The following is a 16144-nucleotide window of genomic DNA, read 5'->3' as shown; positions in this document are numbered from 1 at the left end:
CACTGCGCTGCTCGCCTTCCCATGCGTCAGTTGGCCGGTTTACCCGCAGCGTAGACGACGACGCGGTCAGAATCGGGAAATTCCACGGCCAGTATGTCCTTGGTCATCACCCGGCGCGAATCGACGGCATGAAACAGAAGCGCATTGGCTTCCAGTTCCTGGCGAAGTGTCGCAATTTCGCTGGCGTGATCCTTCAGCTTGGCCTCGATCTTCGGGGAAGGCACGCCCTGCGCGCGCGCCGCATCGGCAAGAAACACGATATCGACATGCTTGACCGCCGACAATTTGCGGACGGTACTAGTGTTCTGCACGGTGTTGTCGATGGCCGCCAGCACCTTCTGCTCTTCCGCCGAGGTCGTGGTTTCCTCCTGGCGGATGTCCGAGTCTCCGGTAATGCTTTCGACGGCCTCACTCCCGGTCAGCCCCTGGCTTGAAGCGGGGGTGATCAGCGCACCGCCGAACAGCAGCGCCAGCATTAAATTCAATCCAAATTGACGCAAATGTCCGCTCCTTTTCAGTTGCGTTCGTGTCCAGACGCAAACGGAAGCTCGCTTGCATGGTTCCATATAGGACGTGAGGCATGCACATTGAAACCGCATACGATTGATTCTTGCACAAGCGAGGGACAGATGGCGGTCCAGGACGCGGCGGTTTCGGCGCACGATATCTTTCCGCATATCCGCATCGTCATGGGCATGGTGATCGGGCTCGGCGTTACCCGCCTGCTCTCGGGGCTGGCGCGTATCGTGCAGCACCCCAAGCAGTACCGGCTTTATCCCGTACATCTGGCTTGGGTCGCGTCGGTCCTTCTGATGCTCGTTCATTTCTGGTGGTGGGAATTCAGCCTCTTTCAGGTCGACAACTGGACCTTCGGGAAATATTTGTTCGTCATCGGCTACGCCGTCGTGCTGTTCCTGCTGTGCGCGCTGCTGTTTCCAGACAGCATGCAGGACTATCGCGGCTACGAGGACTATTTTTACGCGCGCCGCGCGTGGTTCTTCGGCCTGCTTGCCGCGACCTATCTGCTCGACGTGGTCGATACGCTGCTGAAAGGCGAAGCGCATTTCGCCCGCTTCGGCCACGAATATCTGATCCGAACGCCGGTTTTCGTCGCACTGTGCATCATCGCGGTCCTCGTGCGGGACAAGCGCTACCACATCGCCTTCGTCGCATTCGCGCTGGCCTATCAGGCGTGGTGGATCCTGCGGCTCTTCGACACCATCTCCTGATGGGCATTGGGTCGCGATGCAGAATGTTCTAGGAAATAGCCGTCATTCATGAATGCCACGGGCTCCGTCCATGATCGTTCTCGCCTTCGCGCTCTCCTTCGTCCTGCTGCTTGTCACCACGCTGCATGTCCATTGGGGCATCGGCGGCATCTGGCCGGGAACGGATGCGGCGTCCTGCGCCCGCGCCGTCGGCGGTTTTCGCGGCGTCGACCAGATGCCGACGCCCGCCGCCTGCTTCGCGGTGGCCGCCTGCCTTGGCCTTGCCACCTTGTGGCCGATGGCGCTGATGGGCGTCTTTGCCACGCCTTTTGCGCTGCAGGGACTGGCGATCACGGCATTTCTTATCGGACTGGTCTTCCTTGCGCGCGGCATTGCCGGCTTCACGCCGGCGTGGCGCCGGCTGACGCCGGAGCAGCCTTTCGCAACCAACGATGTCCGCTATTTCTCGCCGCTGTGCCTGTTGCTCGGGGCCGGATTCATCACGCTTTCCATCGCACGGTTTCCTGCCTGAACCAGCCATAGCCCTGTGCCAACGCAAAGCGGTTGCGCGCGCGGGCTGCCCACGGCACTCTTGGCGCTACCACGGAGGATTTTTCGATGAGCATCGCCCGCCTGCAGACCGAACCGCTGAGCAATTTGCCCTTCTACGAAGAGCGCGTCGACCTCGCCTGCGCCTTCCGCTGGACGGCGCGGCTCAACATGCATGAGGCGGTCGCCAACCATTTCTCGCTGGCCGTCAACGAGGACGGCACGAAATTCCTGATGAACCCGAACCAGATGCATTTTTCGCGCATCAAGGCGAGCGACATGCTGATGATCGACGCCAACGATCCTGAAACGTTGTCCGGCCCCAATGCGCCGGACCCGACCGCGTGGGGGCTGCACGGCGCCATCCACCGCAATGTGCGCCATGCGCGCTGCGTCATGCATGTGCATTCGATCCACGCCACGGTGCTGGCCTCGCTGGCCGATTCCACGCTGCCGCCGATCGACCAGAATTCGGCCACCTTCTACAATCGCCATGTCGTCGACGCGCATTATGGCGGATTGGCCTTCGAGGAAGAGGGCGAGCGCTGTTCGACGCTGCTGTCAGATCCCAAGATCAGGGTAATGGTCATGGGCAATCATGGCGTGCTCGTCATCGGCGATAGCGTGGCCGATGCCTTCAACCGCATGTTCTATTTCGAGCGCGCCGCCGAAACCTACATCAAGGCGTTGTGGACCGGCCGGCCGCTGCGCGTGCTTTCCGACGAAATCGCCGAAAAGACGGCGAAGGAACTGGACGACTATCCGGGCCAGGCCGACCGTCACCTTTCGGAACTGAAAGCAATCCTCGACGAGCAGGAGCCGGCCTACCGCAACTGACGCGGGCTATTCCAGCGCCAGCTTTACCTTGTCGGCAACCGCGCGAAGCAGGGCTTCGTCGTCGGTGCTACGCGCCTTGCGCGAGGCGGCGAGGCAAGCCTGCGAGCGCAGCACGACGCCGTCGACCAGCACTTTCAGATGGTTCGCGCGAAGCGTCGAACCGCTCGAGGTGATATCGACGATGATGTCGGCCGAACCCGCGGCCGGTGCGCCTTCAGTCGCGCCCAGGCTTTCGACGATGCGATAGACCTGGATGCCGTGCTTTTGCGAAAAGAATTTTTGCGTCAGCCGCCAGTATTTGGTCGCGATCCGCAGCCGGCGTCCGTGGCGCTGGCGAAAATCGGCGGCCACGTCGTCCAGGTCAGCCATCGTCTCGACGTCCAGCCACATGTCCGGCACCGCCACCACCACGTCGGCATGGCCGAAGCCGAGCCTCGCGACAATCTCCACCCGGCTTTCCCAGTCGACAAGATTTTCGCGCAAAAGGTCTTCGCCGGTGATCCCGAGATCGACCGCGCCCTGTCCGATTTCACCGGCAATCTCGGACGCGGACAGGAACGCCACCTCGATATCGGCCCGGCCCTCTATGTGGGCGCGATAGGTCCGCGAATCGTCCGGCAGGCAGACGGAAAGCCCGGCCTTGGCCAGCACTTCCAGCGCCTGCTCTTTCAGCCGGCCTTTTGACGGCAGCGCAAGCGTGATCATCGTGCCGCCCCTCTCAACGCTTCCACGCGGTCGAGCCAGACGGAAAAGCCGACACCGGGGATCGGCGTTTTCGCGCCGAGCAGCGTCAGCAGCCGGTCGTAGCGGCCGCCGCCGGCCAGTACCGGGTCGCCCTCATGCGACGACGTGATTTCGAACACCAGCCCGGTGTAATAATCGAGCGGCCGGCCGAAAGCGGCGTCGTAGCGGATGCTTTCGACCGCCAGGCCATGGCCGGCGAGCGCTTCCGCGCGCGCGCGAAAATTCTCCAACGCATTGCCCAGCGCCAGGCCGGCATCGGCGGCAAATTTTTCCAGCGCCGGGGCGGCTCCTGCCAGCGGCACGTCGATGGCAAGAAACGCCTTCAGCGCCGAAAACGCCTCGCTCGACAGCCGCACGCTGCGCAGTTCGGCCTTTTCGATCAGGCGGCGCGCGATGTCGGCCGGCGTGCGCCCGGCAGAAGCTGACAGCCCGGCCTGCTCCATGCCGTGCGCGATATGCCCGGCCAGAAGGGCCGCGTCGCCATCGGCCACAAGGGCTGCCACCGTCCCGGTCAGTTGCCCGTTGTGCGGCGGGTTGGCGAGATCGGCAAGGGCTGCCTCCAGCATCGTCTCGGAGCCGAAGGCACGCGCCAGCCGCATGCGCCAACCACGCGGCAGGCCAAGTGCTGCCAGCACCGCCTCGAACACCGACTGATCGCCGAGCGTAATGGTCAGTTTCCTGCCCGGCAGCACAAGCGCCAGCAGCGCATGGGCGTCGGCGACGGAACGGGCATCGGCCTGCGCGATATCGCGGTCGCCCAGATCCTCGATGCCGGCCTGAAAGAATTCGTTGGCGCCGTCGCGGCGCTGGCGAAACACTTCGCCCAGATAGGAATAGCGGCGCGGCGTGCCGGCCTGACTGGCGATATGGTCGAGACAGACGGGAATGGTGAATTCCGGCCGCAGGCAAAGGCTCTGCCCCGTCTCGCTTTCGGTCAGGAAGATGCGGCGGCGCAAATCCTCGCCGGCCATGTCGAGAAACGGATCGGCCGGCTGTAGCACCGCGACCTCGACCGCGTGCGTATCTCGCGCGGCAAACAGGGTGGCGATTTCGGCGGAGATGGCGGGGCGGGTGGTCATGCGGTACAGCCTTCCCTTCTCCTCCTGTGGGAGAAGGTGTCACCGAAGGCGACGGAGCGCTCCGCTGGAGCACCCCTCATCCGACCTCGCTGCGCTCGGCCACCTTCTCCCACAAGGGGAGAAGGAAGTCGCGTCATCGTTAAAACCGGCGCTCGACGTTGCCCCTTTCTGTCCTGCCGGACATCTCTCCCGCAAGGGGGGAGATCAGCCGGCCGAAGGCCAAGGAAAAGCCAACGATTTGGCTTTTCCAGCGACGAACGCCCGGAGCCATAGCGAAGGGCATTCCGGCAGGACAGAGGGGGGCAACGTCGAGCGCCAACGCTGTCAGGCATGGTCCCGTTCGTTCTTCTGCGCAGCCAGAATCTTCTGCACTTCCGCCACCAGGTCCGTCTCCGGCACCGTCACCTGGCCGGGCCGCGCTTCCTTGTATTCAGCATGGCCGGCAATGGCCGAGGCCTGCCGTGCGCCCTCGATCAGGTCCTTGATCTGCACTTCGCCGCGCGCACGCTCGTCGCCGCCCTGGATGACGACGATGGGAGAACCGCGCCGGTCGGCATATTTGATCTGCGCCTTCATGCCGGCGCCGCCGAGATACATTTCGGCGCGGATGCCTGCCCTGCGAAGATCGGCCACCATCTTCTGGGTGCGGCCGAGGCTTTCCGTATCCCTGTCCATGACCAGCACGACGACGGGTGCCACCACGTCCGACGTGTCCAGCTTGCCGAGGTTCTTCAGCGCCGTCATCAGACGCGAGACGCCGATGGAAAAGCCGGTCGCCGGCACCGGCTCGCCGCGAAAGCGCGACACCAGCCCATCATAGCGCCCGCCACCGCCCACCGAGCCGAAGCGCACAATCTTGCCGTCCTCATTGGGAATTTCGGCCAGAAGCTCGGCCTCGTAGACCGGGCCGGTATAGTATTCGAGGCCACGGACGACGGAAGCATCAACCATTACTCGATCAACGTCATAACCTGCCGCTTGGCAGAGGGCAGAGAGTTCCTCCAACTCCTTGACGCCTTCCTCACCCCTTACCGAGCCGGCAACCGCATCGTGCCAAAAACTGAAGGACATACCGCTAGAGCGATACGTTTGTTCGCTGGAAACGTTGTCTATTGGTGAAGTCGCCCCGCTTCCGTCCAAATCTGAGCGACTTTCTCGAAATGCTGTACCGAGATAGCTGGCAGCGCGGCCAATCTGGCTGTCGTCAAGTTGAGCGCCCTTGGTGAAATCGCCGCTCTCGTCCATGCGACCTTTGCCAAGCAGGTCTCGCACCCCATCGATGCCAACCTTATCCAGCTTGTCGATAGCGCGCAGCACGGTCAGCCGGCGGCCGGCATTCTCGTCGCCACCAAGCCCAATCGCCTCCAGCACGCCGTCCAGCACTTTCCGGTTGTTCACCCGGATCACGTAATCGCCGCGCGCAATTCCCAGCGCTTCCATCACATCGGCCATCATCATCGCCATTTCGGCATCGGCCGCGACACCCGGCGTGCCGACCGTGTCGGCATCGAACTGCATGAACTGGCGGAAGCGGCCCGGCCCCGGCTTTTCGTTGCGGAACACCCAGCCGGCGCGGTAGGAGCGGAACGGTTTCGGCAGGCGCTCGTAATTTTCCGCGACATAACGCGCCAGCGGCGCGGTCAGGTCGTAGCGCAGCGACAGCCACTGCTCGTCATCGTCCTTGAACGAAAAGACGCCCTCGTTCGGCCGGTCCTGATCGGGCAGGAATTTGCCGAGCGCATCGGTGTATTCGATCAGCGGCTGGTCGGCCGGCTCGAAGCCGTAAAGCTCGTACACGTCCCGTATCTTCGCCATCATCGTCTCGACGGCGCGGATGTCTTGCGCACTGCGATCGACCAGACCGCGCGGCAGTCGCGCCTTCATCTTTTCCGATTTGTCGGCCATGGGATTTTTACTCGATGTTTCGTGGGCGCCGCCCAGCCAAAGGCTGCATGCGACAGCGCGGCTGTCCTAACCGATGCAGCCGGGAGCGGCAAGGGTTTGCCCCGCACCATTGCTTTCGCAAAAGGAACCAATTCCGCCATAATCGGGGCTTTGTGCCGACATAATCACGAAATATAACCGAACTGAAACACAAACCTCGGGTACCAACCGATGACCGCGCAGACAATCGAATACAATGAAGCAAGCCTGCCGAACAATCCAGGCCGCCAATGTGCCGGACGGTTCGACCTGGCCGTTCAACAGCCCGAGATGCGCGGCATGCAGGCGGCGTTGATGACCGGCCTGCTGGTGCTGTTTCCAACCTTCGCGACGGCGGCGGCCATCGTTGCCGGCATGATGCTGACCGGCACCGCCTGAAGCTTCTACGCCGGTCGCTTGAAGGCCCGGCGCTCCGCTTCCACTTTATCGCGGCAGGCACAGCCTTCGAGGTGATCGTTGACCAGCCCCATCGCCTGCATGAAGGCATAGACGGTAGTCGGGCCGACGAAACTCCAGCCGCGCTTTTTCAATTCCTTCGACAGGCGCACAGAAACGGCCGTGGTGGGGTTCGCGCGCAGATGGGCGATATCCACGATCTCCGGCCGCTCGTCAGCAGTCGGCTCGAACTTCCAGAACCATGCGGCAAGGGAACCCGCTTCATCGGCCATTTCGTGGGCGCGCCTGGCGTTGTTGATGGTGGAGACGATCTTGCCGCGATGGCGGATGATGCCGGCATTGCCGACCAGTCGCTCGATATCGGCCTCGGTGAACGCCGCCACGCGGTCGATGTCGAAACCGTCGAACGCGGCGCGAAAATTCTCGCGCTTCCTGAGGATGGTCAGCCAGGACAGACCCGACTGAAAACCCTCAAGGCAGATCTTTTCGAACAGCCGCGTGTCGTCGGCCATGGGACGGCCCCACTCATGGTCGTGATAATGGAGATAGTCCGGCAGATTGCCGTGCCAGGCGCAGCGCCTGACGCCGTCGGGGCCGATGGTCAGGCCTGAATTCTCGTCATCCATGGCAAAAAACCCATTCGTTAACGCGGATAGAAGCGACTTTACCGGCGCTTTACCAGATTTCTGCACCCGCCGGTAACCACACCGAAAGCTTTACTGACATTCTCGCATTTTACGCATTCCGATTCATGTTTCGGTTGCCGCTCCACGCCAATGATCGCGCAAACCGGAAGGCAAGCCACCCGGTTCATGTGACGATCAGTTCGAGAGTGCGTCCGATGAAATTTTTGTTTCCATCCCTGCTTGGCGCGGTGGCGATCCTCGCCCTTAGCGCGAATGCGGCTGCTGCCAACGACCGCTATGCGGAACGGCCGCCCGTGACGGTCAGCCCCGATCTTTCCGCCCCCTGGGTAATGCAGCTTGGCCAGGAGCCCGGCGTCGTCGTGCGCAAAACCCGCCAGGCGCCCGTTGCCACGCGCCAGCAAAGGCGCAGCGTCCAGCCCGTCGACCGGGTCCAGGTGCAGCCGGACCGGGTTCGCACCGCGACCGTAGAGGCGCCGGCTCGAAAGCTGGTCAGGCACCGGGAAATCAATCCGATCTACCTGCCGCGCGAAGTCGCCTATGACGGCCCGCAAAAACCCGGCACCATCGTCATCGATACGACCCAGAATTTTCTCTATCTGGTCGAAAAGGATGGCATGGCGCGGCGCTACGGCGTCGGCACCGGCAAGCCCGGTTTCGAATGGGCCGGAACCCACAAGGTCAGCCAGAAGCGCGAATGGCCGGACTGGCGCCCGCCTGCCGAAATGATCGCACGCGAAAAGGCCAAGGGCCGCTACCTGCCGACGCATCTGGACGGCGGCATCGAAAACCCGCTTGGCGCGCGCGCGCTCTATCTCGGCTCGACGCTTTACCGGATTCACGGCACCAACCAGCCCTGGACCATCGGCGGTTCGGTGTCGTCCGGCTGCATCCGCATGCGCAACGAAGACGTGGTCGATCTCTATGAGCGTGTGCCGGTCGGCACGACCGTGGTGGTGATGTAGCGCTTTACTCAACAACGGGGGACGGGCCGCTTGGGAACGCGGCCGGTCGCGAAAAGGTCAGTCCGGGAAACCGGCTGCCCTTTTTGTTTGTCGGGGTTGGTTGCGACAGAGTCCTCCTCCCCCTTGTGGGGAGGGGGTATCCCCGCTCGAACAAAGCCCTCAGTCGCACCGAAAGCACCGAGTTGCGCTTTCGAACTGCCCTTTGCTGCGTCCGTCTGCTATGTCACCGTAAAAATCCACCGGCAGAAGGTCCGCCATGTCCCTCTCAGACGATAGCCGCTACTTGAAGGGCGCTCCGGTCGCGCAGCGCATCATGGCCGAGGTCGCCCGCGACGCGGCGGAGGCAACGGCGCAAGGCTTTCCACCGAAACTGGTGTCGATCACCGTCGGCGACGTGGCGGCGGTCAGTGTCTATGTGCGCAACCAGCGCGCCAAGGCCGAACAGGCCGGCATCGGCTTCGAGGAGCGGAATTTTCCGGCCGACCTGACGGCTGGCGAGTTGGAAGCGGCGATCCACGGCATGAACGCCGATCCGCGCATCACCGGCATCATCATCCAGCGCCCGGTGCCGCCGCATATCCCGATCAAGGCGATCCAGGCGGCGGTGCATCCGCTCAAGGACGTGGAGGGCATGCATCCGGCTTCCATCGGCAACATCGTCTATAACGAGCTTGACCTCGCGCCGTGTACAGCGGCGGCCTCGGTCGAACTGCTCAAGGAAACCGGCCTCGATCTCAAGGGGCTGGAAGTGGTGGTGGTCGGCCATTCGGAAATCGTCGGCAAGCCGATCGCCTTCCTCTTGATGAGCGAAGGGGCGACGGTGACGGTCTGCCATCACATGACGCGATCGGTGGCGGCGCATGCGCGGCGCGCCGATGCATTGTTCGTCGCGGTGGGCAAGCCGCGCCTGATCAAGGCCGACATGGTCAAGCCGGGCGCCGCGGTCATCGACATCGGCATCAATTCCGAGATCGGCCCGGACGGCAAGAGCCGCATCGTCGGCGACGTCGACACCGAAAGCGTGCGGCATGTCGCTTCGTGGATCACGCCGGTGCCGGGCGGCGTCGGGCCGATCACGGTATCGATCCTGCTGCGCAACACCATGGTCGCGCTCAGCCGCCAGCGCGCGCTGTACCGGGACAGCTACACGGCGGAAAAGCTGGCAGCGGAGTAGGCCGGACCAGCGCCAAGGGTCCCCTCTCCGTCTCGCTTCGCGAGCCACCTCTCCCCAAAAGAGGCGAGGAACCGGAACCCGCGAGGGTTCGTGTTCTTCAAAAAGTACGAAGCGCCACGTTCAGGTGGGCGCACTGTCTTTGCTTGACGTAGATCAAGCCGAACCTGGGTTCCTCGCCCCTTTGGGGAGAGGTGGTTCGCAAAGCGAGACGGAGAGGGGCTCTTGCGCCCTACGCGCCGTCCACCAGCCCTTCCGGCTTCGGTCCGCCATAGGCCCAGTCGAGCAGTTTTATCGTATGCACCACCGGCATGCCGGCGGCGGACGCGATCTGCGTGATGCAGCCGATATTGCCGGTGGCGACAATGGCCGCGCCGGTCGCCTCGATGTTCTTGACCTTGCGGTCGCGCAGGCGGGCGGAAATCTCGGGCTGCATGATGTTGTAGGTGCCGGCAGAGCCGCAACATAGATGCCCCTCGCGCGGCTCCTTCACCACGAAACCTGCCCTGGCCAGCAACTCCTTCGGTTCGCGAACGATCTTCTGGCCGTGCTGCATCGAGCAGGCCGAATGATAGGCGACGACGGTGCCGGGCTTTTGCGCCGACTCCGGCAGGTCGAGCGCGTACAGGAACTCGGTGATGTCCTTGGCCAGCGCCGAAACCCTTGCCGCCTTGTCCGCATAGGCCGGATCGAGCCGCAGCATAAAGCCGTAATCCTTGATTGTCGTGCCACAGCCGGATGCCGTAATGATTATGGCGTCGAGGCCGCCGTTTTCCAGCTCGCGGGTCCATGCGTCGACATTCTGCCGGGCGGAGGCAAGCGCCTGTTCCTCTTTGCCCATATGGTGCACCAGCGCGCCGCAGCAACCTTCACCTTCCGGCACCACCACCTCGACACCAAGCCGGTTAAGCAGCGAAATCGTCGCCTCGTTGATGCCCGGATCGAGCACCGGCTGCGCGCAGCCGGTGAGGATGGCGGCGCGTTTTTTTCGCGCTCCGACCGTGGATACGTGAACGCCGGGCAGCGCCATGGGGGATGCGGCAGGCACCGCAGCGGGAGCCAGCCGCAACATGGCGGCAAGCGGTTTCAGCGCCGGCACCTTGTCGAACAGGCCGGCGAAAGGCCGGCCCAGTCTGGCCAGTTTCAGCGCTGTGCGAAACCGTGACGGATAGGGCAATACGAAAGCCAGCAGCGCGCGGATGGCGCGATTGGGCAGCGGGCGCTTGTAGGTCTTTTCGATATGGGCGCGGGCGTGGTCGACCAGATGCATGTAGTTGACGCCGGATGGACACGTGGTCATGCAGGCGAGGCAGGACAGGCAGCGGTCGATATGGGTGACGATCTGCTTATCGGCGGCGCGGCCGTTTTCCAGCATGTCCTTGATCAGATAAATACGCCCGCGCGGCGAATCCAGTTCGTTGCCCAGCGTCACATAGGTCGGGCAGGTCGCCGTGCAGAAGCCGCAATGCACGCATTTGCGCAGGATCTTTTCCGATTCCGCCACATGCGGATCGGCAAGCTGGGCGAGCGTGAATGAGGTCTGCACGGTGCTATCCTAACGGCCCAGAAGCCAGCTATTCGGGTTTGCGATTGGTGCGCCGCGCGATATGGCCTGCAGCCCGATGATGCAGCGGGCAATGACCCAAACCACGGTTACAAACACCAGCACAAAGCCGATGGCGACGAGCATCAGCAGGCACGAGGCCAGCCCATACAGGAGCCCGATCCAGAACGTGCGGATCAAAAACGTGTAGTGGGTATCCACCCAGGCCTCGGACTTGCCCCGGTTGACATAGGCAAATACCAGCCCGATCAGGCTGCTGATGCCAACGACAAAGCCGGCAAGATAAAGAATATAGACCAGTTGTGCATTGGTGCGCCCCGGCGCGAACCAACCGCCGTCCTGGCGTGATCCGATCGGTTCGTTGTTCGTGTCGCTCATGACATCCCCTCTGTTGCTTGAACGGGTGGCAAGCTAGCAGAAGATGCCGCCCACGCCATCCGGCCGGGGTTGAGGATATTCTTCGGATCGAATTCGGCCTTCAGCCGCGCCGACAGGGCGGCAAGTGCCGGTGCCTGCGGCTCGAAAACCGGTATGCTCGCGCGCTCTGTGGGTGCCGCGCGCACCAGCGTTGCATGACCGCCGCCATGCCGCTTTACCAGCGCGCGTAGCAGGTCGGCTTCCGGCTCGCCGTGTTCCATGCGCAGCCAGATCAGCCCGCCCTGCCAGTCGTATAAAGCCGAAACGGCGGTCTGCATCCGCAAGGTCATCACCATGGCGTGGCCATCGGCCGGAGCCATCGACACGCGCCAGACCGGTTTTTTCCCGGCGCCCGCGAAGGGCACGCAGTCGCGAATATCGGCCCATATTTTTCGCGACGTTTCCCCGGAAATCTCTTCCAGCGCGCCGGCATTCTTCAGCAGGCTTTTCAGCGTTTCGATGCGGTAAGCGACGGACGGGCCAAAGCCCTCGACGCGCAGCACGGTCGCTGCATCGTTGCCGAGCGCACCACCAGCGACACGCGCCACGGCGGGATAGGGCAAATGTGCCGCGCTCGACACTTCGGCGCTGGACCCGACCGCCATTGCCATGGCGGCGGCAGCGTGTTCGTCGAGCAGGCTGCGCACGGCAAGCGTCGTTTCGGTTTCGGCGGAAGGCAGCACCTTGAAGGTGAGGTCGGTGACGACGGCCAGCGTGCCCCAGCTATTGGCCATCAGCTTGGACATGTCGTAGCCGGTGACGTTCTTGACCACCCGCCCGCCGGATTTGAACGCCTCGCCCCGGCCAGAAACCGCATTGATGCCGAGGATGTGGTCGCGCGCGGCCCCCGCCTTCAGCCGGCGAGGACCGGAGAGGTTTGCCGCAAGCACGCCGCCGAGGGTCCCCCTGCCCGGCTCGCCGCCCAGCAAGGGTCCATAGTCCATGGGTTCGAAGGCAAGTTGCTGACCGTTGTCGGCAAGCAGGTTTTCGATCTCGGCAAGCGGCGTGCCGGCGCGCGCGGACAGCACCAGTTCCGCCGGCTCGTACAGCGTGACGCCGGAAAGTTGTGCCAGGTCGAGCGTGTGGGCCGTCTGCGAAGGCCGGCCAATGCCACGCTTGGAGCCATGCCCGACGATTTCCAGCGGCGCTTCTTCCGCCAACGCCCACTGGACGGTGGCGAGAACTTCGGCGGCGGTGGTGGGGGTGATGGTGGTCATGGATGCAGAACCTGGGTTCCTCGCCCCCAAGTGGGGGAGAGGTGGCTCGCGCAGCGAGACGGAGAGGGGGCGATCATCCGATGCTGCCTTCCATCTTTTCGCTCGCTTCGGCAAAAACGAACCGCAAATCCGAGGCAAGCGTATCATTCCACAAAAGCGCTTCCGCCATGTTGCCGCCCTGGCGAAGTTGACGAGCGCGCGCGACCTTTTCTGGCGAGCGGCGGCTCGGCAATTCCACCGCCCCCCTCTCCGTCACGGGCTTTGCCCGCGCCACCTCTCCCCCGCTTTGCGGGGGAGAGGAACCCAAGTCCTGCCGTGATTGCGCCATCGTCAAAACCTCGGAATGTCGGGGAACGGCAGTTTGCCGCCCGAAATGTGCATGCGGCCGAGTTCGGCGCAGCGGCGCAGTTGCGGGAAGACCTTGCCGGGGTTGAGCAAGTGGTTGGGGTCGAAGGCGCATTTGACGCGCATCTGGTGATCGAGATCGATCTGGTTGAACATCTCCGGCATGAGGTCGCGCTTTTCGACGCCGACGCCGTGCTCGCCTGTCAGGACGCCGCCGACCCTGACGCACAGCCGCAGAATATCGGCACCGAAATCCTCGGCCTTTCTCAATTCGCCCGGTACGTTCGCATCATAGAGGATCAGCGGGTGCAGATTGCCGTCGCCGGCATGGAAGACATTGGCGACGCCGAGGCCGTATTGCTCCGACAGTTCGCGCATGCCGGCCAGCACTTTCGGCAATTGCCCGCGCGGAATGGTGCCGTCCATGCAGTAGTAATCCGGCGAGATGCGCCCGACCGCCGGGAACGCGGCCTTACGCCCCGCCCAGAAGGTCAGCCTCTCGTCCTCGCTCTGCGAAATGCGGCAGGTGGTGGAGCCATTACGAATGGCGATCGCCTCGACTGCCGTGATGAGATGATCGACCTCGACGCCCGGCCCATCCAGTTCGACGATCAGCAGCGCCTCGACATCGAGCGGATAGTCGGCGTGGACGAAATCCTCGGCTGCGTGGATCGCCGGGCGATCCATCATCTCCATGCCGCCCGGAATGATGCCGGCACCGATGATGTCGGCAACGCACTGGCCGCCCTGTTCGCTGGTCGGAAAGCCGATCAGCAGCGCGCGCGCCGTTTCAGGCTTTTTCAATATGCGCACGGTGACCTCGGTGACGACGCCCAGAAGCCCCTCCGAGCCGGTCATGATGCCGAGCAGGTCGTAGCCTTCGGCGTCCAGATGCTTGCCACCGAGACGGATGACCTCGCCGTTCATCAGCACCATTTCGATGCCGAGCACATTGTTGGCGGTCAGCCCGTATTTCAGGCAATGCACGCCGCCGGAGTTTTCCGCGACATTGCCGCCGATCGAGCAGGCGATCTGGGAGGATGGGTCGGGGGCGTAATAAAAGCCCTCCTGCTCGACGGCGGTGGTGATGCCGAGATTGGTGACGCCCGGCTGGGCGACAACCGTGCGATTGGGAAAGTCGATGTCGAGGATACGGTTGAAGCGGCTCATCACCAGAAGCACGGCATCTTCCAGCGGCAGCGCCCCGCCCGACAGCGAGGTGCCGGAGCCGCGCGGCACCACGCGGATGTTTCTTGCGTCGCAATATTTCAGGATGCGGGAAACCTGCGCGACCGTTTCCGGCAGCACCACGACCAACGGCAACTGGCGATAGGCGGTCAGCCCGTCGCTTTCGAAGACGCGCATGGAGTTTTCGGCATCGACGACGCCCTCGCCCGGTACGATCTGGCGCATGTCGGCGACGATTTCGACGCGGCGCGCCAGCGTGGCATCGTCGGGTTTCGGCATGACAAGGCCGGACATTCGCAGCACCCCTCGCTTCACTGGTAAAAAGCTTTTACCAGTTGGATCGATTGCTTGCAAATGCCGCAGTGGATGAATCCGGATGCGACGCCACGCGCCACTTCCGGAGCGTCAAATGGCCGCTACCGTTCTACTCGCCCGGCATCTTACCCGGCTCCGAATGGCTGCGCTGCACGCGGCGCACGCCCCACCACACCAGCAGGATCGCCACCGGCACCGACGCGGCGGTGATGATTTCCGGCGCGAAGGCATGGCCGAATATGGATGCGCCCTTGGCCAGATACCCGATCAGCCCGACGACATAATAGGAAACGGCCGCGACCGAGAGCCCCTCAACCGTTTGCTGGAGCCGCAGTTGCAGGCGCGCGCGGTTGTTCATCGAGGCGAGTACGTCGCGGTTCTGCTTCTCGAGTTCGACATCGACCCAGGTGCGCAGCAGCGTGGTGGCGCGGGTCAGTTTTCGCGACAGATTGGCCTGGCGTTCCTCGACCGAGCGGCAGGTGCGCATGGCGGGTGCGACGCGACGCTGCAGGAAACCGGCCCAGGTGTCGTAGCCGGGCACCGGCGCTTCATCCAGCGCCTCAAGCCGCTCGCGCACGATGCCGTCATAAGCGCGGCTGGCGCCGAAGCGGTAGAGGCTAGACGCGGCATCCGCCTCCAGTTCGGCCGCCAATTCGGTGAGATCGGCCAGCAGGGTCTGGCTATCGCGCGTTTCGGAGGCCTTCATTTCGCGGGTGATGGCGGCCAGCCTGTCTTCTATACGGCGCGCCCTGCCCGACAGCGCCAGCGCCAGCGGCAGGCCAAGCATGGCCAGCGTCCGGTATGTCTCGATATCGATGAGGCGCTGTGACAGCGCACCGGTCCGTGCCGGCGTCAGACCCCGGTCCAGCACCAGGATGCGGGTCAGCCCGTCGCCGTCCTGGCGGAAATCGGTGACGATGGCGGCCTTGCCGTTCTCGACCAGCGAGTAGCATAGGCTTGTCGGGTCGAAGCCGGCGATCAGCTTTTCGGCAGCTGCGGTCCATTTGCGGATTTCCAGCCTGATGCCGGAAATGACCGTTCCGGGCGGCGAAAATCCGTTGCCGAACGGTGATTGCTGCTGGACGCGGCCATTTCCGCCAAGCGGCCCTTCGAACAGATAGGTGGAGAATTCGGTGTGGCGCTCCCAGCGCAGCGAGCCGTTCCCCCATGGCATGGCGTAGTGCCGCGCCTGATGCTCGGGCTCGGCGACGCCCAGCCGACGCGACAATTCGCACAGCACGGCGTGATCGACGCTGGCACCGCCCTCGGTCATGAAGGACAGTTGAACCATGACGCGCGGCGTGCGGACCAGCGGCTGTGGCCGCGCATGAACCTCGCCCAGAGCGCCGGAGCGGCCCTCATGGGTCGGAAAGCCCATGACGCTGCCCGTCGTGCGCGGCTGAAACTGGAGATTGGCAGGGTCGTTCGACACGGTGGTTCCCTCGGGCGCGGTTCCCCCGGCTTGGCCGGCCCAACGCCATTCGAGTAAATCCTATCACCAGCCGACGCAAACGGAACTTTGGCCGATATGCAGAAAGACCCGTTCGACGGATCGCGGCAA

The 16144-nt window shown here is 63.5% G+C and carries 17 protein-coding genes; 6 read left to right on the top strand and 11 right to left on the bottom strand.

Annotated elements, in window-relative coordinates:
• Positions 1-26 precede the first annotated feature (26 nt).
• A complete protein-coding gene (locus ACX3P0_RS17700; RefSeq protein WP_459090479.1) occupies positions 27-476 on the bottom strand; it encodes a hypothetical protein in 450 nt (149 codons plus the stop codon).
• Positions 477-629: 153 nt separating this feature from the next.
• On the opposite strand from ACX3P0_RS17700, the gene ACX3P0_RS17695 reads away from it, so the two are divergent.
• The 3 genes from ACX3P0_RS17695 (at position 630) to ACX3P0_RS17685 (ending at position 2594) form a co-directional block, all read left to right on the top strand.
• Complete coding sequence (locus ACX3P0_RS17695) at positions 630-1229, top strand: hypothetical protein (RefSeq protein WP_459090477.1); 600 nt, start codon at positions 630-632, stop codon at positions 1227-1229.
• Between the two features lie 70 nt (positions 1230-1299).
• Positions 1300-1740, top strand: coding sequence for a DUF3995 domain-containing protein (locus ACX3P0_RS17690; protein ID WP_459080286.1), 441 nt, complete (start codon positions 1300-1302; stop codon positions 1738-1740).
• Between the two features lie 86 nt (positions 1741-1826).
• Positions 1827-2594, top strand: coding sequence for a class II aldolase and adducin N-terminal domain-containing protein (locus ACX3P0_RS17685; protein ID WP_459080287.1), 768 nt, complete (start codon positions 1827-1829; stop codon positions 2592-2594).
• A gap of 6 nt (positions 2595-2600) precedes the next feature.
• Here the strand turns inward: ACX3P0_RS17685 and hisG are convergent, their stop codons facing one another.
• The 3 genes from hisG to hisS all read right to left on the bottom strand — a co-directional run bounded on the left by hisG (position 2601) and on the right by hisS (position 6322).
• Positions 2601-3299: an ATP phosphoribosyltransferase gene (gene hisG / locus ACX3P0_RS17680; RefSeq protein ID WP_459090475.1), complete on the bottom strand. Its 699-nt coding sequence runs from the start codon at positions 3297-3299 to the stop codon at positions 2601-2603.
• Positions 3296-4417: an ATP phosphoribosyltransferase regulatory subunit gene (locus tag ACX3P0_RS17675; RefSeq protein WP_459090473.1), complete on the bottom strand. Its 1122-nt coding sequence runs from the start codon at positions 4415-4417 to the stop codon at positions 3296-3298. Before ACX3P0_RS17675 ends, hisG begins: the two co-directional genes overlap by 4 nt.
• Before the next feature lie 324 nt (positions 4418-4741).
• Positions 4742-6322, bottom strand: coding sequence for a histidine--tRNA ligase (hisS, locus tag ACX3P0_RS17670; RefSeq protein WP_459090471.1), 1581 nt, complete (start codon positions 6320-6322; stop codon positions 4742-4744).
• A 210-nt stretch (positions 6323-6532) separates the two neighbouring features.
• On the opposite strand from hisS, the gene ACX3P0_RS17665 reads away from it, so the two are divergent.
• Positions 6533-6739: a hypothetical protein gene (locus ACX3P0_RS17665; protein WP_459090469.1), complete on the top strand. Its 207-nt coding sequence runs from the start codon at positions 6533-6535 to the stop codon at positions 6737-6739.
• 5 nt (positions 6740-6744) lie between these two features.
• Here the strand turns inward: ACX3P0_RS17665 and ACX3P0_RS17660 are convergent, their stop codons facing one another.
• Positions 6745-7383, bottom strand: coding sequence for a DNA-3-methyladenine glycosylase I (locus tag ACX3P0_RS17660; protein WP_459090467.1), 639 nt, complete (start codon positions 7381-7383; stop codon positions 6745-6747).
• A gap of 215 nt (positions 7384-7598) precedes the next feature.
• Here ACX3P0_RS17660 and ACX3P0_RS17655 point away from each other — a divergent pair, with 215 nt between their 5' ends.
• Both ACX3P0_RS17655 and ACX3P0_RS17650 read left to right on the top strand, forming a co-directional pair.
• Positions 7599-8366 carry a L,D-transpeptidase gene (locus ACX3P0_RS17655; protein WP_459090465.1) on the top strand — a complete coding sequence of 256 codons (768 nt, stop codon included), beginning with the start codon at positions 7599-7601 and terminating at the stop codon, positions 8364-8366.
• A gap of 256 nt (positions 8367-8622) precedes the next feature.
• Positions 8623-9540, top strand: a complete 918-nt coding sequence (locus ACX3P0_RS17650) for a bifunctional 5,10-methylenetetrahydrofolate dehydrogenase/5,10-methenyltetrahydrofolate cyclohydrolase (protein ID WP_459080294.1) — start codon at positions 8623-8625, stop codon at positions 9538-9540.
• Positions 9541-9769: 229 nt separating this feature from the next.
• Here ACX3P0_RS17650 and glcF read toward each other — a convergent pair whose 3' ends face one another.
• The 6 genes from glcF to ACX3P0_RS17620 form a co-directional block, all read right to left on the bottom strand.
• The gene (glcF, locus tag ACX3P0_RS17645; RefSeq protein WP_459090463.1) at positions 9770-11083 is read right to left on the bottom strand and encodes a glycolate oxidase subunit GlcF; all 1314 of its coding nucleotides are present in this window, start codon (positions 11081-11083) and stop codon (positions 9770-9772) included.
• Between the two features lie 9 nt (positions 11084-11092).
• On the bottom strand, positions 11093-11479 hold the full coding sequence (locus ACX3P0_RS17640; RefSeq protein WP_459090461.1) for a DUF4870 family protein: 387 nt from the start codon (positions 11477-11479) through the stop codon (positions 11093-11095).
• Positions 11476-12735 (bottom strand): glycolate oxidase subunit GlcE, encoded by a 1260-nt coding sequence (gene glcE / locus ACX3P0_RS17635; protein WP_459090459.1) that lies wholly within the window; start codon positions 12733-12735, stop codon positions 11476-11478. The genes ACX3P0_RS17640 and glcE overlap by 4 nt, the downstream gene beginning before the upstream one ends.
• Before the next feature lie 73 nt (positions 12736-12808).
• Positions 12809-13063 carry a hypothetical protein gene (locus ACX3P0_RS17630; RefSeq protein ID WP_459090457.1) on the bottom strand — a complete coding sequence of 85 codons (255 nt, stop codon included), beginning with the start codon at positions 13061-13063 and terminating at the stop codon, positions 12809-12811.
• A 2-nt stretch (positions 13064-13065) separates the two neighbouring features.
• On the bottom strand, positions 13066-14562 hold the full coding sequence (locus ACX3P0_RS17625; RefSeq protein ID WP_459090455.1) for an FAD-linked oxidase C-terminal domain-containing protein: 1497 nt from the start codon (positions 14560-14562) through the stop codon (positions 13066-13068).
• Positions 14563-14692: 130 nt separating this feature from the next.
• Positions 14693-16015, bottom strand: coding sequence for a DUF3422 family protein (locus ACX3P0_RS17620; protein ID WP_459090453.1), 1323 nt, complete (start codon positions 16013-16015; stop codon positions 14693-14695).
• Between the last annotated feature and the right edge of the window lie 129 nt (positions 16016-16144).

The sequence above is a fragment of the Mesorhizobium sp. A556 genome (assembly GCF_054489545.1).
This window is presented reverse-complemented; position numbering and strand designations above follow the sequence as displayed.